The sequence below is a fragment of the Polyangiaceae bacterium genome (genome assembly GCA_015075635.1).
Lineage (GTDB): Bacteria > Myxococcota_A > Polyangia > Polyangiales > Polyangiaceae > JADJKB01.
Map to the genome: position 1 here is coordinate 398,892 of JABTUA010000002.1, position 13,900 is coordinate 412,791.

General features: G+C 69.8%; 12 protein-coding genes and 1 pseudogene. 4 read left to right on the top strand and 9 right to left on the bottom strand.

Annotation, left to right across the window (positions count from 1 at the left end; all coding sequences use genetic code 11):
* Positions 1-10: 10 nt before the first annotated feature.
* From sctR to HS104_18075, 3 genes are all read right to left on the bottom strand, one after another.
* Entirely contained in the window at positions 11-688 is a 678-nt protein-coding gene (gene sctR, locus HS104_18065; GenBank protein ID MBE7481871.1) for a type III secretion system export apparatus subunit SctR, read from the bottom strand.
* On the bottom strand, positions 685-1,035 hold the full coding sequence (locus tag HS104_18070) for a flagellar biosynthetic protein FliO (protein MBE7481872.1): 351 nt from the start codon (positions 1,033-1,035) through the stop codon (positions 685-687). Before HS104_18070 ends, sctR begins: the two co-directional genes overlap by 4 nt.
* 109 nt (positions 1,036-1,144) lie before the next feature.
* On the bottom strand, positions 1,145-2,707 hold the full coding sequence (locus tag HS104_18075; protein MBE7481873.1) for a hypothetical protein: 1,563 nt from the start codon (positions 2,705-2,707) through the stop codon (positions 1,145-1,147).
* Between the two features lie 106 nt (positions 2,708-2,813).
* Here HS104_18075 and HS104_18080 point away from each other — a divergent pair, with 106 nt between their 5' ends.
* Together HS104_18080 and HS104_18085 are read left to right on the top strand one after the other, a co-directional pair.
* The gene (locus HS104_18080; GenBank protein MBE7481874.1) at positions 2,814-3,452 is read left to right on the top strand and encodes a hypothetical protein; all 639 of its coding nucleotides are present in this window, start codon (positions 2,814-2,816) and stop codon (positions 3,450-3,452) included.
* A gap of 202 nt (positions 3,453-3,654) precedes the next feature.
* Complete coding sequence (locus tag HS104_18085; protein ID MBE7481875.1) at positions 3,655-4,380, top strand: hypothetical protein; 726 nt, start codon at positions 3,655-3,657, stop codon at positions 4,378-4,380.
* Between the two features lie 16 nt (positions 4,381-4,396).
* Here the strand turns inward: HS104_18085 and HS104_18090 are convergent, their stop codons facing one another.
* From HS104_18090 to HS104_18110, 5 genes are all read right to left on the bottom strand, one after another.
* Complete coding sequence (locus HS104_18090; GenBank protein MBE7481876.1) at positions 4,397-5,350, bottom strand: sterol desaturase family protein; 954 nt, start codon at positions 5,348-5,350, stop codon at positions 4,397-4,399.
* Complete coding sequence (locus HS104_18095) at positions 5,350-7,623, bottom strand: TonB-dependent receptor (protein MBE7481877.1); 2,274 nt, start codon at positions 7,621-7,623, stop codon at positions 5,350-5,352. Before HS104_18095 ends, HS104_18090 begins: the two co-directional genes overlap by 1 nt.
* Positions 7,616-8,779 carry an imelysin family protein gene (locus HS104_18100; GenBank protein ID MBE7481878.1) on the bottom strand — a complete coding sequence of 388 codons (1,164 nt, stop codon included), beginning with the start codon at positions 8,777-8,779 and terminating at the stop codon, positions 7,616-7,618. The genes HS104_18095 and HS104_18100 overlap by 8 nt, the downstream gene beginning before the upstream one ends.
* A gap of 22 nt (positions 8,780-8,801) precedes the next feature.
* Positions 8,802-10,010 (bottom strand): hypothetical protein, encoded by a 1,209-nt coding sequence (locus HS104_18105; protein ID MBE7481879.1) that lies wholly within the window; start codon positions 10,008-10,010, stop codon positions 8,802-8,804.
* 74 nt (positions 10,011-10,084) lie between these two features.
* Positions 10,085-10,687 (bottom strand): hypothetical protein, encoded by a 603-nt coding sequence (locus HS104_18110; GenBank protein MBE7481880.1) that lies wholly within the window; start codon positions 10,685-10,687, stop codon positions 10,085-10,087.
* A gap of 70 nt (positions 10,688-10,757) precedes the next feature.
* Here HS104_18110 and HS104_18115 point away from each other — a divergent pair.
* Together HS104_18115 and HS104_18120 are read left to right on the top strand one after the other, a co-directional pair.
* Positions 10,758-12,437, top strand: a pseudogene (locus HS104_18115) (right-handed parallel beta-helix repeat-containing protein).
* Positions 12,388-12,726 carry an MYXO-CTERM sorting domain-containing protein gene (locus HS104_18120; protein MBE7481881.1) on the top strand — a complete coding sequence of 113 codons (339 nt, stop codon included), beginning with the start codon at positions 12,388-12,390 and terminating at the stop codon, positions 12,724-12,726. The pseudogene HS104_18115 and the gene HS104_18120 overlap by 50 nt, the downstream one beginning before the upstream one ends.
* A 196-nt stretch (positions 12,727-12,922) precedes the next feature.
* Here HS104_18120 and HS104_18125 read toward each other — a convergent pair whose 3' ends face one another.
* Positions 12,923-13,900 carry a diguanylate cyclase gene (locus HS104_18125; GenBank protein ID MBE7481882.1) on the bottom strand — a complete coding sequence of 326 codons (978 nt, stop codon included), beginning with the start codon at positions 13,898-13,900 and terminating at the stop codon, positions 12,923-12,925.

Genomic DNA, 13,900 nt, shown 5'->3' on the forward strand with positions numbered 1-13,900 from the left:
GCAGCGCGGCTCAGCTCACCCGGTAGCCGGTCACCAGGGCCTGGGCCAGGAGGCCCCAGCCGTCGATGGCCACGAACAAGAGCAGCTTGAACGGCAGGCTGACCTGGCTCGGGTTCATCATCTGCATGCCCAGGGCCAGGAGCACGTTCGACACCACCAGGTCGATGATCAGGAAGGGCAGGTAGATGGCGAACCCGAGCGCGAACGCCTCGATCAGCTCGGTCACGACGAAGGCCGGGATGATGATGACCAGGTCGGTCCGCCCCACGTCCTTGCGCTCGGCCTCCGGCCGGGCCGCCTTGGCGATCTCGTAGAAGCGGGTGAGCTCTCGCTCCGAGGCATTCGCCTTCAGGAAGTCCCGCATGGGCTCGCGAGTCGCGTCCAGAGCCCCCTTCACGAAGGCGCTGGTGTCCGCGACCTTGTCGCCTTCGAGCAAGGGCTTGGCGCGGTCGTGGATGCGCGAGCCCACCGGTGCCATGGCGAGCAGCGTGAGCGCGCCGGCCAGCGCCATGATCACGGTGTTCGACGGCACGTTCTGCGCACCGATGGCGCCGCGGACGATCTGGAGCACCGTGGAGATCTTCACGAACGCCGTCAGCGTCATGAAGGCGAACGGCAGGAGCGAGACCAGCGCCAGCGCGACGACCAGCGCGAGCGGACGCCCCAGGAGATCGTCGGGAGCGTTCACGAGGTCTCCTCGTCGCCGGCCGCCGGCTTCTTCACCACCCGGGCGAGCACTTCCTTGAACGCGGCGGGGGCCGGCACCTCGCTCTCGAGCTCGAGCCCCACGTCCGGTACCTCGCCGAGCTTCGCCAGCCCCGCTTCGCTCGCGCCGACGACGTAGACGGTCTTGCCGACGCGAACCAGGTAGATGGCGCGGCGGCCGTCGAGCGGCAACCGCCCCACCAGCGTCACCGGCCCCGCCGGGCGCCCCACGCCCAGGCGCCGCGCGCCGTACAGGACGAGCACCGCCAGCGCGATCACGCAGAGCAGCGTGACCAGCGTCTCGATCACGTATTTCGTGAGCGGGCTCATCCCCAGGGGCGCGGAGCCTACATCGAAAGCAGCCCCCGCGGAAACCGAAGCGGACAGGCGCAGCGGGCGGCGTCAGCGCCGGGGGGCGAGGGGGCGGGCGCCCGCGCAGTCACGCGCCGATGCGGCGGAGCGTATCGCTGGCCTGATTGCGGACGACCGTTTGACCGTCGCGCGCCAGCATCTCGAGCACGTCCCGCGGCGTGTCGCCGCGCGCCGCGACGGCGCGTCGCACCGCCGAGCTCGTGTCGGTCGCGAGCAGAGCGAGCTCCGTGAAGGACGAATTGGACGCCAACGCCTGTCGCACCGATGCGTGTGCATCGTCCATGAGGTGCTCGAGGGCCGTCGCGTCCGCCGCCGGGTTCGCCGCCAGCGCGGAGCGCACGAGGAAGCTCTCGTCGTGGGCGAACGCGAGCGCTCGCTCGGGGCTCAGTGCGGCGCTGCGGGCGCTCCGCGCGCGCGCCTCCGAGTCCGGCGGGCCTTCTTCGGGGATCCCGAGCTGGGCGCGGGCGATCGGCGTCAGCGCCGGGCTGTGCGTCAACGCGAGCCTGATCCTCGGCGTCACGTCGTGTTCCAGGAGGCGCGCGAGAGCGCGAGGCGTGAGGTTTCTCCGCATGGCGATCTTGTGTCGAACCTCCTCGCTCGGATCGCCCGCGAGCTGCTCCATGAGCTCGGGTGACAGCCGGCCCTGCTCCGCAGCCCGACTGCGCTCGAAGACGTGCGCGCTGGTCGCGCAAGCGATCAGGTGCTCTTCGAGGGAGATCTGCGGCGCGGTCAGCGCACGGATGACCGAGTGGCGACTTTGGCGGAGACGATCCAGAACCGCCGGATCGAGCGTGGGTCGGTCGAGGATGGCACTCTGCACCCACCACTCCGCGTCCTCGGCGAGCACGAGGAGCGCCTCGGTGGGCGTCGCGGGATGACGCGCGACGAGGCGACGCGCGAACGGGCCCATGTCGAGGAGGGGTGCGAGCTCGTTCCAGGTGAGCGTGGGATCGATGGGAATCGCAGCCCGGATCAGCTCCCCGGCACCCGTGCCGACGTTCGCTCCGTTCCAGTCGGTGTACTGGACTTCCTCGTAGACGGCATCGACGAAAGCGCCCGCACGCTGGAGCAACACGGCGACCGGCGTCGAGGCGCTCGCGAGCGCCTCGAGCGATGCGTCGTCCGCGAGCGCACGCCGGAGCGCAGCCCAGAGCTCCGCGCCCGGAGGGGGGTCGGGGTCGTTCGTCTTCGTGGGCCGTGCGCGCACCGCGTGCTGCTCGGAAGACGGCTTCGCCTCGACGCGCGGGCTATTTGCGAGGACCTCTTCGGCCACGGACTGCGCGGCCCCCGCGTCGTCGTAATGCTCCTCGGCGCTCTCCCGGATGAGCAAGCAGCGGTCGTGGACCAGGCGCTCGGCGACGATGCTCCCGTCGTCGGCCAGCGTGAGCTCGTAGATGCGGATCGCGTGCTCGCCCCAGTCCGACCCCGACTGAGCCAAGTGCGAAGAGCGGAAGTGCGCGAGCAGCGTGACGACGAGGCCGCTCGGTGCAGGGACCGACGCGATCACCTCGGCCGACGGCCCGCGCACGATGGTCGCCATGCCGCCGCCGCCGCACTCCGCGACGTCGGGTTGCACGAGCTCGAGCGCGCGCGCGACCAACTTCGCGTGGTGCGCATCCAGCGGACCCATCCCCTGTATCCTACTCGAAGGTTGCGGGCCCACAGCTGCTCCAGAGCCCGCCCGGGCTCTCGAGAGCGAGCAGCGCTCGCCGCGTGGTAGCTTCCGCGCAGGTGTCATGGGGCGCTGGTGTGCGGTCGCGCTGTCCCTGCTCGCTCCGAGCGTCGCGAGCGCCCAGAGCCTCTGGGCCGAGGGCTCGGTCCGGGCGAGCTACGTGGCCGGGACGTACTCCTTCACCGACGAGGTGAACCCCGGCTACGGGCAGACGGGAACGCTGGAGCTCGAAGCGCCCATCGACGCGATGGGGCTCGAGCTCGGCGGTGTCCTGGGCTACGCCGACTCGAAGTACTTCGCCGTCGGCGCGGGCCCGAGCGTGCTCGTCGCCGGGACGAACGCGGAGCTCGGAGAGTCGAGCTTCTCGCTGACCTCCGTCGCGGCGTTGTCGCTCGAAGCGGCAATACGTCCGCTCGGCGACGGCCTGTTCCTGCGCCCGAGCGTGGGACTGGCCCGCTCCCGCCCGCTCGCTTCTTCGACGAACGACATCGGCAGCGCCGAGAACATCTTCGAGGTCGAGACCGTGACCGGACCCATCGTGGGCCTCGGCGCCGGCTGGGCCGCCGGGCTCTTCGGCGTGTCCGTGAAGGTCAGCTACGCGCACCTGGAAGCCGAGCGCACCAAGTTCCGTCCGCTGATGATCTGCGTCGGTGTGTTGGTCCAGCACTGGGACCTCGACGAGGGCGCGCCACGAGCCCGCTGACGCAGGCGCCTCGAACCGCCCCTCCGTTTCGAGCGACTCCCAGCCCCACGTTCACGGGGTGTCTGAGCTGTCTCGAGCCGAGGACCACGATCCGAATGTCCGGATCCGTGCCAAGCCGCGGCGAGCGAGGCGACGCTTTCTGCTGGCTTTCGCCGTGCCGGCAGCCGGAGCCCCAGGCACGCAGCTTGCTGAGTGGACGACCATGGCCCACGCTCGCGCCGCAGGACTCGTCATCGCAACCCTGGTTTCGACGCTGGCTTTCGGGGCCTGCGGCGGGAGCACCTCCGGGAGCGGCGCCGGAGGCACCGGGGGCGGGGCGGGCAGCGGCGGCGGGGCGGGCAGCGGCGGCGGAGCCGGCACGGCTGGCAGCGGCGGCGGCAGCGGCACCTGTCCGATCGACCTCTGGGCCGCGGTGGGCACCGCGTGCAGCGAGGAGGGCAAGTACTGCGGCGGCGAGGGCTGCAACCCCTGCGAGTTCTGCAACGTCCTCTACTGCAGCGGCGGCAAGTGGGAACAGCAGGAGTCGTTCCCGGATCCAAACTGCGGCGACTCCGGCAGCAAGGTGTGCGGTGGGCTCGCGGGCGTGCTCTGCGCGGACGACGAGTGGTGCGACCTGCCCGACGGTTGCGGCTACCCGGACGCCCAAGGGGTGTGCAAGCCGCGCCCGCAGGGTTGCACCGCAGATTGTCCCGGTGTGTGCGGTTGCGACGGCAAGTTCTACTGCAACGCTTGCGGCGCGAACGCCGCCGGTGCCGACGTGAGCGACGACAAGAGCTGCATGTCCGGCGACGGCGGCGTGGGCACGTCGTGCTCCAGCGACACCGAGTGCGTCGCCGGGCTGAAGTGCTGCTACCCCTGCGGACAGGCCGGTTGCACGAACCAGTGCACCGTGCCGATGGGCAACGGCGAGTGCCCGATGTATCCCTGAGTGATGGCGCGCGACGTCAGGCCCGGAGCCGACCCAGCGCCGCCCTGAGCGGTGACAGCAGCACGGACGCTACGGTCGGGCGGTGGTTCTGAAGCTCCGGGGGCAGCCCGAATCGGATCGCCTCGCGGCCACGCGGCACGTAGAGGGAGCCGCCGAGCCAGTCCCAGATGGCCAGCGTCGAGCCGAAGTTCCGGTCGTGATGGCGCGGGTCGTCGCTGTGGTGGATCTGGTGCTGCGCGGGGCTGATGAGCAAGTGCTCGAGCGCGCGGCCGTAGGAGACCCAGACGTGGGAGTGCCGCAGGTTCGAGCCTGCCAGGTTCCAGATGAAGCCGATGGCGTGAACACCCAGGATCTGCCAGGCGGCGACCCGACCACCAAAGCCCCAGCTGACCAGGCCCGCGGCCACGCCCACCCCGAGCGCGGCGCCGGCGCGCATCAGCACGCTCTCGAAGGGGTGGGTTCGGTACACGGTGAAGGGCGTGAGCACCTCTGCCGAGTGGTGCACCTTGTGCAGCTCCCAGAGCACCGGTACGCGGTGCGCGAGGCGATGCACCAGGTAACGCGCGAAGTCCTCGGCCAGGAAGCCGGCGATGGTGAAGACGGCCAGTGACACCCACTCCTCGGCGCCTCGAAACGGTCCGGGACCGAGCGCGGCGCCGAGCCGGCGCGACAAGGCAAGGGCAACCTCCATCGAGGAGACGACGAACGGCCACAAGATGAGCGCCGAGAGCAGCGCGCGCACGAACATCAGCCGGTAATCGAGCAGCGCAGAGGCGTGGAGCCAGATCCGCTTGGGGAAGAGGAACGAGAGCAGCGAAACGCGGCCACGCAGCTTCAGCGCCCAGACCAGGCTGGCGACCAGCCCCGCGCCGAGCAAGAAGGGCAGATACACGCGCTTGGTGGCGGTGACGAGCGAGAGCAGCGGCTCCAGCACGCCTTGCGCGACCTCGGAGAGCAGCTCTTCGCCCATCAGAACGACGCCTTTGCCCCGGCCTGAACGCTGCGCGGCGCGCCCGGCCGGGCGCCGAACGGGCGACGCGACGCCAGGTAGTGCTGGTCCAGGACGTTCTTCGCGACGCCGTAGACGTCGAGCCAGCTCGTCACCGCGTAGCGCGCGGCGAGATCGAGCGTGAAGTACGCGTCCGTCTTCTTTCCTGCGAGCGGACCGCCGGCTCCTCCTTGCTCGTGCATGGAGCCGACGTAAGTGCCGGTGGCGGTGGCCTCCCAGCTCTTCTCGCCGAGGCCCGTGGTGGCCGAGGCCTGGTGCTCCGGCAAGTAGGGGATCGGATCGCCAGCGCTCACCTGACCAAACTGTGGATCTTCGGAGTCGAAGTAGCTGAGGAACTCGCCGTAAGTGTAGGTGTAGGCCGCGAGGAGCGGAACGTAGAGCTCCCCGCGGACGCGGAGCTCGTGGTCGAACGAGGCCTCGACGCCGAACACACGGGCCGTCCCCGCGTCGAACTGACGGTCCAGGTTCTGGTTCAGGCAGCCGCTCGAGAACGTGCAGATGTCCGTGAGGTTCGAGTAGTCGTTGTAGAAGCCGATCAGGTCGGCGCGCAGCCGGCGCCCCGCGTGACGCACGCCGGCCTCGTAGTTGACGCTGAGCTCGGGCTCGGTCGAGTCCGGTTGCCCCGGAGGGGCGGGGCTGAAACCGCGGTGAACGCCGCCGAGCAGCAGCGTGTTCGGCAGAAACTCCCAGCTCGCGCCGATGCCGGGCAAGACGACCGGATAGGAGCTGCCGGCGCGCGCGCCGCTCAGCCGGTCCTCGCTCTCGGTGCGGATTAGCTCCGCGCGCAACCCCGGCGTCAGCGTGAAGGGACCGAGGCTCATCGTGTCGGCGACGTGCAGGGCGACGGCGTGGGTGCTCGCCTCGTTGTCGGCGGTGACCTCCGTAGGCAACCCGGCGTTCTCGAGCTGGCCTGCGAGCATGCGGAACGGATCCTGGGAGTGGTGCCGGTCCACACTGTCGTGGTGGTAGCGCAGCCCGTACTCGACGGAGTGACGCAGTGACCGACCGGGCGGCTTCCATCGGATCAGCGTCTGCACGCCTTGCGAGACGAAGCTGCGCCGATTGGGGCCGATCAAGAGCAGCTCGGCGTCGCTCGCGGTGTCCGAGGCTCCGGTGAGCACAGAGTAAAAGACCGCGTTCTGCGGCGTGGTAGGGCTCGCGAGCACGTCGGACAGATCCGCGCCGCGGAAGCCATTCAGCTTGCGCCAGCTGCGCTCCAGGTCGTGACGATACACGGAGGAGGTGATCGTCACCTCCGGCGCGGGCCCCCACTCGTGGGAGAGCACCAGCTGAGTCCGGTGCCACTGCATTCGATCGAGCGCGGAGGCGCGGTAGCGCCTGAACGGGCTCGTCTCGAAGTCTGCGTCGGTGAGCCCGAGGTAGGTCTCGTTCGACTGCTCGTCGGAGAATCCCAGCTTGAGCCGGAGCTCGTGGCGCTCGCTCGAGGTCGGGTCGGGCACGAACGACGCCTTCGCCATCCACTCGTTCCGATAGAAGCCGGTGTTCGCGCTCGGGTTGCCGTCCAGCTCCTTGAAGCCGTTCGAGCCCAGGTGCACGCCTTCGACCAGAAATGCGCTCTTCTCGTCGCTCGTTCCGTAGAAGGCGTGCAGTTTGCGGTAGCGGTGCTCGCCGCCCGCAACGTCCACGCGGCCGGAGGCCGACCCCGGAGGCTCCCGAGTGATGAAGTCGATGGCACCGCCCACCGTCTGCGGTCCGTAGGCGATGGCGGCGGGGCCCTTGATCACGCGCATTCCGCTCATGCGCGTCACCAGCGGCACGTAGTAGGCGGCCGGCGCGCTGTAGGGAGCCGGGGCGAGCAAAATGCCATCCTCCATCAGCGTGATCTTCTTGCTGCGGTCGGTGGCGACGCCGCGCAGACCGATGTTCGGGCGCAGCCCGACGCCGTCCTCGCCGCGCACCGAGACGCCGGGAACGCTCAACAGCACGGCGTGCGGATCGTCGAGCTCGCGCCGCTCGAGCTGCTTGCTGCTGATCACGTGGACCGAGCCCGGGAGGCGCGAGAGCCGCGAGCCGACCACCATCACGCCGCCGTTGTCGCCCCCGGGCGGAGGCGGCGGCGGGGCCGCATCAGGGGGCGGAGGTTCGGCGGCCGGCGCGGCCTCCGGCTGCGTAGCCTCTTGGTCCGCCGGAGGCTCGGCCGGCTGCGCGGCTGCACGCTCGACGCACAGGAGCAGAGCGGCACCGAGCAGGCAGCTCGCGGCTCGCTCAGTCATTGTCGCCCTCCACGGTCTTCGGCAGCTCGATGCCGAGCACGATGACGAGCTCGTTCTTGAGCAGGTCCGTCAGGACCTTGATCGCGTCGTGGAGCGCCTTGACCGACGCGAAGTCGTCCACGAGTGCCTGATCCAGATCACCCTCCTCGATGGCTTCCGCGGCGGCGATGGCGCCGGAGAGCGCGTCGGCGATGCGCTTGGCCAGGTCGGAGGCGCCGCTCGCCACCAGCAGATCTTCGAAGCCCTTGCCCTCCCCGTCGAGCCCGCAGCCCGCAAAGAGCTTGCCGAAGCCGCGCAGGTTGTTTCGGACGTGCTGCTTCGAGCGCTTGGCGAAGCGCGACTCCAGCGCTTCGGGGCACGTCGCGGTCGTGCACTCGAGGAGGCCGAGAGGCCGCGCGAGCTTCATGTCCTTGACCTGCTTCTCGATGTAGAAGAGCGCGTCGCTCACTGCGTTCACCGCGCCGAGATCCGTGGTCCAGATCGTGCCGCCGCGACCGGCCGTCTCGAGCTGGGCCAGGAAGTTGCCCTTGGCCGGATCCCAAGCGTCCAGCAATTTGGTGGCGTTAACGACCACGTCGCCAGTGACCACGGCGGAGTAGGCGGCCTTGCGGGATGCGATCTCGTCCGAGCCGAGCGCCGCCCAGGTCCCGCTGGAGTTGATGGTCGCGTTCGCGGGGCAGCCGTTGTCTGCGGCCTCGTGGAAGAGCAGGTACTCCGCGGCGTCGAGCCCACGCACGTTGACCAGCGCGGTCGCGAAGCCGCTCGATTCGTACGATTTGCTCGCGATCTGCTGCTCCACCAGGCAGCGTCCGGTGAGCGGCCAGGAGTAGATTTCGTCGCGCAGGCCCTTGCCCCCCGGCAGCGAGGCGCTCGCAGCGGGCCCCACCTGCATCACCTCTGCCTGCTGCCAGATCTCCATCGCCGTCGACCAGGCGCCCTTCGCGGCGGCGCGCTTGTCAGGCGACGGGTCCGTCGCCGCGGCCTTGACGCTGGCGTCGAGCGCGACGACGGCGGCATGCCCCTCCTGGTAGGTAGCGAAGATGCACTGACCAACGGAGGCGAGCAGCTCGGCGCGTGCCGCGCTCGGCGACCCCTTCTTCCTGGGGTCGTCCTGGCGCTTCTGGCACGCGCCTGAGCCGATCAAGCCCGCAGCCACGCAGGCGAGCGCTACGCGACGTTCAATACGCAACCTTGAACGTCTCCATCTCGGCGTCGGAAAAGCCGTACACAGCTTTGATCTTCGCGCTGACCTGGGCGAGCTTTCCAATTTCGATCGCCGTGTCGGTCGCGAACTTGTAGCTGGTCGCGTCTCCGGCCGCCGGCGCGCCGAGCAGGCCGAGCAGCTCGTCGAGCTCGGCGTCGGTGATCTTGCGCTGAGTCGCGCCCAGCTGGCGGAAGCCGTGGACGAAACCGGCCATTTCCCCCAGGCTATGCAGCCCCGCGCCAACGTCCGCGTCCGTAGGGGGGTCCACCGTGAGCTTCTTGGTGGCGTCGCTGGCGTAGAACACGACCGTTGCGAACAGCACGCGCTCCCAGTCGAGCTTGATCGCTGCCACCGCCGCGTCCCTGTCGGCGGCGCAGTCGGCTCCCGCCGCCGCGGTAGTGCGCGCGGCAATGAACGAGGCCTTCAGCTTGCGATAAAACCCCGGGTTCGTGTCCGTCTTGTCGTCGCGGCGCTTGGCGTACTGGGCCGTGAACTGATCGGGGTGCGTCGGGTCCTTGTCGTCGTGCGGGAAGGACGGGTGCGCGCCGTAGATCGCGAGCACTCGATCGATGGCCTTCGCGTCCGGGCCTGACTCGGTGAGCGTGACCGCGTGCAGATAGTGGGTGGCGCCGAACATGCCCTTTTCAATGGCCTGGCGCAGATCCCTCCCGCGCGCGTCGAAGATCCACTTCGAGTAGATGCCGCCGGTCGCCGGTGGCGGCTCCGCCGGCTTCCAGGTGTTGCCCGCCGCCTTCTCGAACTCGCTGATCAGCCCGTCGATCTCGCCGGCGTAGTAGCTGGTGGTCAGGCTGCGCAGGCTGGGCGTGCCGGCGTCGAACAGCGCCGTGAGCTGCGCCGCGGTCGGCTTCGTGGTCGCGGCGAGCTCCGCGTCCTTCATCGGCTGGAGGAACGCCTTGAAGCGCGTGATGACGTCGGCCTCGACGGCGGTGTTGGTGTCGAAGTCCGTCGCGGGGTAGTTGTCCGGGATCTGGACGCCGCAGCTCGGAGAGCCGCCGCTGCCGGCCGCGCCCCCGCCCGCGGTGCCACCGGTGCTGCCGCCGCTACCCCCACCACCGAGGGCGCCCGAGCCGCCGCCCCCAGAGGTGCTCTGGGCCGGGTCGTCGCCGCCGCAAGCGACGGCCAAAGTCAGGATTGGGGCAAAAACGACAGTAGCGAGCCGCATGCCGGAGTGATAACGGAAATGAAAATCATTTTCAATAAGGAAGTGCTCGGGCGCTTCCTCCCCAAAGCCATGCCTCACCCCACCGCGAGAGCGGGGCTTCCGGGACAGCCCCAGTCCGAGCGCCGCCGGAGCGGAGCGAGCCGGGGCGTGCCGCGCACGATGAGCGGGCGGCCGTCGCACGCGATCGTGCTGTAGACGTAGCAGCAGGGACCCTCCGTGCTCGGATCCTGCGGCGCGAAGGGTCCAGGCGAAACGGTCGTGCCGCAACCGCAATACCCCGATCCGACTGGCCAGTCCCCGGGTCCCGGCACGGGGTAGGGCGGGCAGGAGCCGTCCGTCGTGCTCGTGCACGTCACCTTCTCGCAGCACTGCCCGTAGTAGCCGCCATCGTGGAAGGGGCCGAAGCAACCCGCCGGAGTCGGGTACGGCGTGGTCGGCAAGCTCCCATCGACTCCCCCGTCGTCCGCGTCGGAGCCCGAGTCCACCGGTGCACCGCCGGTGCCCGCGTCGATGACGCTTCCACCTGCGCCACCACTGCCGCCGCCACTGGTCGCGCCAGCGGAGCCGCCGGAAGTCGCAGCGCTTCCTCCCTCCGTTTGACCACCGCAGCTCGAGCCCAGCGCGAGCACGGCGCCCCACTCCGCGGCACGCAGCAAGCGCGGCAGCAACCTCGACATCGAGGCTCAGCCTAGCAGCATTGCTCGCGTCGGGTCCAAGCCGCGCGTAGACTGCCGGCGGAGGTCTCGGATGGCGAAGGCGCAGCGGTTTTCGTGTGCGAGCGCGCTCGCGCTCCTGGCTCTGGTTTCGGCGCGCTCGACGTTCGCGCAGAACGCGACGACCGCGGGCAACGCCACGGCGCCCTACCCGACGCTGGAGAACGTCTCGCTCGAGTGGTTGGTGAGCGGAGATGCCAACGCCAACGGTGTCGCGAAGGTGCGCTATCGCAAGAGCGGCGACGCAACCTGGCTGGACGGCCTGCCGCTCTTCCGCGTGCCCGCCGGCTCGAACCAGGGCTTCTCGTGGCAGAACCGCCACGCCGGCAGCATCTTCGGCCTGTCACCGGGCACGAGCTACGAGGTCGAGCTCACGCTGACCGACCCCGATGGCGGCAATGCGACCAAGACCTTGAACGTCACGACACGCAAGCTGCCGGTGGCGGCGGCGAACGCCACCACCAAGAACGTGACGCCCTCGACCTTCGCGAGCCAGGCGAGCGGCGCCCAGCCCGGCGACATCCTGCTGCTCGCGGACGGCGACTACGCGACCTTCACCTTCCAGGCGGACGGCACCGAGGCTGCACCCATCGTGATCCGCGCCGAGAACACCGGGAAGGCCGTGGTGAACGGCGACGTACGCCTGGACGGGCGCTCCTTCGTCTACGTCGAGGGCCTGACCGTCAACGGCAAGATCAAGTTCAACGACGCTGAAGGAGTCGCCATCAAGGGCTGCACGGTGAACACGCCGGACGACGGGATCATCGCCTACGGGCCGGGCTCGGTGAACGGCTACTTCTGCGACAACGTGGTGACCGGCACGACCAGCTGGAACGATCCAGCTCTGGGCGCAAACGGCAACAACCTGGGCGAAGGCATCGCGATGACGGGACCGGGAAACGTCATCTGCCACAACAAAGTGAAGGGCTTCCGTGACTGCATCAGCACGCTGGAAGACAGCGGCGCCATCAACCAGATCTCCTGGGACATCTACGGCAACGACCTGGACGTGTGCGCCGACGACGCCATCGAAGCCGACTTCACCATGGGCAACACGCGGGTGTACGGAAACCGCGTCGTGAACAGCTTCGTCGGCATGAGCTCCCAGCCCAGCCTGGGTGGCCCGGCGTATTTCATCCGCAACGTGATGTTCAACGTCGTCTACTCGCCGTTCAAGCTGCACCGCGGCAGCATCGGCGACGTCGCCTTCCACAACACGGTGGTCAAATGTGGCGACGCCTTCGCCGTGTACGCCAGCGACGCCTGGGCGCGGGCCTGGTTCCGCAACAACCTGTTCATCGGCGGCACCGGCGGCGGAACCTACGGCGGTTACGGCAACGGCGACGGCGACGTGCTGAGCCTGTCGGCGGCGGCGGCGAGCTGCAGCTTCGACTACGACGGCCTCGGGTCCATCGGCACGAGCAAGTTCACCGGCACGGTGAGTGGGCAGAACTTCGCCAGCCTGGCCGAGCTCAAGAGCAAGACCACGGAGAAGAACGCGGTGCAGGTCGACCTCTCGACGTTCGCGGCCAGCGTCACCTTCCCGGGCAATCCGTTCCCGGCCGTGACCTCCCCGGATCTCTCGCTCAAGAGCGGTGGCGCCGCGGTGGACAAGGGCGAGAAGCTCGCGAACGTGAACGACGGCTTCGCGGGAACGGCGCCCGATCTCGGCGCCTACGAGCTCGGCACCGCGCCGCCGGGCTACGGACCACGCACGGGTGGCAGCGGCGGCACGGCGGGCAGCGGTGGCGGCGGCGGCAGCGCGGCGGCTCGAGCGGCGCCGGCGGCAGCGCAGCCAGCGCGGGCAGCGCGGGCGCGGCGGGCGGCGGCGCGACGGCGGGCGGCGGGGCAGCGGCACCGGCGGCTCGGCGAGCGGCGGCAAGAAGAGCGCTGACTCGTCCGACGACGGCGGCTGCGGCTGCCGTGCTGCGCCCGCGCCGCCGACGAGCGCGTGGCTCGCGCTCGCAGCGCTCGGGCTGCTCGGGCGGAGGCGGCGGCGCTAGTGTCGTGAGTCCGCAATTGCAACCGAATTGCGGACCGCGCTCCGCGCGGCGCTGCTATCGCAGCGCCGACACTATTTTCCTCGGAGGGGCGCCGCGCGCCCCTCTCGCGCTTCGCGCGATTCACCCCGCGGAATTCGCTCCGCGAATTCGCTAGTGTGCCGAGGTCACATTGGGCCCGATTTGCGGACTCGGCACACTAGCCGAGCTCCGCGCACTCCGCTCGGTACTCGGGCGGCTCGGCGATCACGATGCTGCCTTTCCTCTCGGCCTTGGCCCGGGCCTTGGCCGCGTTCGCGCGCCCCAGGACCTCGCGGTCGGTGAGCGGGCAGTCGGGGTCCACCAGGCAGGCGCCCATGCTCACCGAGAGCCGCACGTCGGTCCCCGAGAACACGGCGGCGCCGATGCGCTCGCGCAGCTCGCCGAGCAGGGTTGCCGCGAGCGAGCGGCCTGCGTTCGGAACGAGCAGCACGTATTCGTCACCACCGAAGCGATAGGCGTGCGCCCGCGCGAAGGCCCAGGCCTCGATGATCTCGAGGAAGGGCGTCAGCACCTTCAGATCGACGACGGTCTCGGTCAGCTTGGCGTTCACCGCCTTGAAGTCGTCGATGTCCACGTAGGCCACGACCAGCTCCGCGCTCCGGAGCTCGCACTCGTGGCGGAAGTGGGCCAGATCCGGGAAAAACAGCCGGGGCGCCTCCAGGATGTGGAACTTCTCGTCGTAGGCCCGCGGGGCGAGCGCCGGAGCGTCCGGCATGGCCTCGGCGGCGAAGCGGATGGACAGGAAGTCGGTCAGGCGCGGGATGCGCTGCGCCCTGGCAGCCACGCACCAGGGCGCAGCGAGCAGGTCCTCGTAGCGGCGCACCTCGCGGTGCAGCGCGCCGACCACGTGGGGATCCACGGCCTTCGCCAGCGGCACCTCCAGCGACTCCGCCACGCGCCGCCGCTCGCTGAGCAGCACCCGCTTGAGCAGACCCTCCATCGCCTCGTGGACCGCCCGAGACTCGAGCTGGCGCATCAGGAGCTGGATCTGCTCGCGAAGCTCCTGCACGTTGGCGGGCTGAATGCCGCGGAGCTCCCGCGACAGCACCTCCACCACGCTGTTCTCGAAGTGCTCCGAGAAGGACCCGAGACAGTTACGCAGGAACGTGGCCTCGCCGCGGTGGAACTCCGGCAT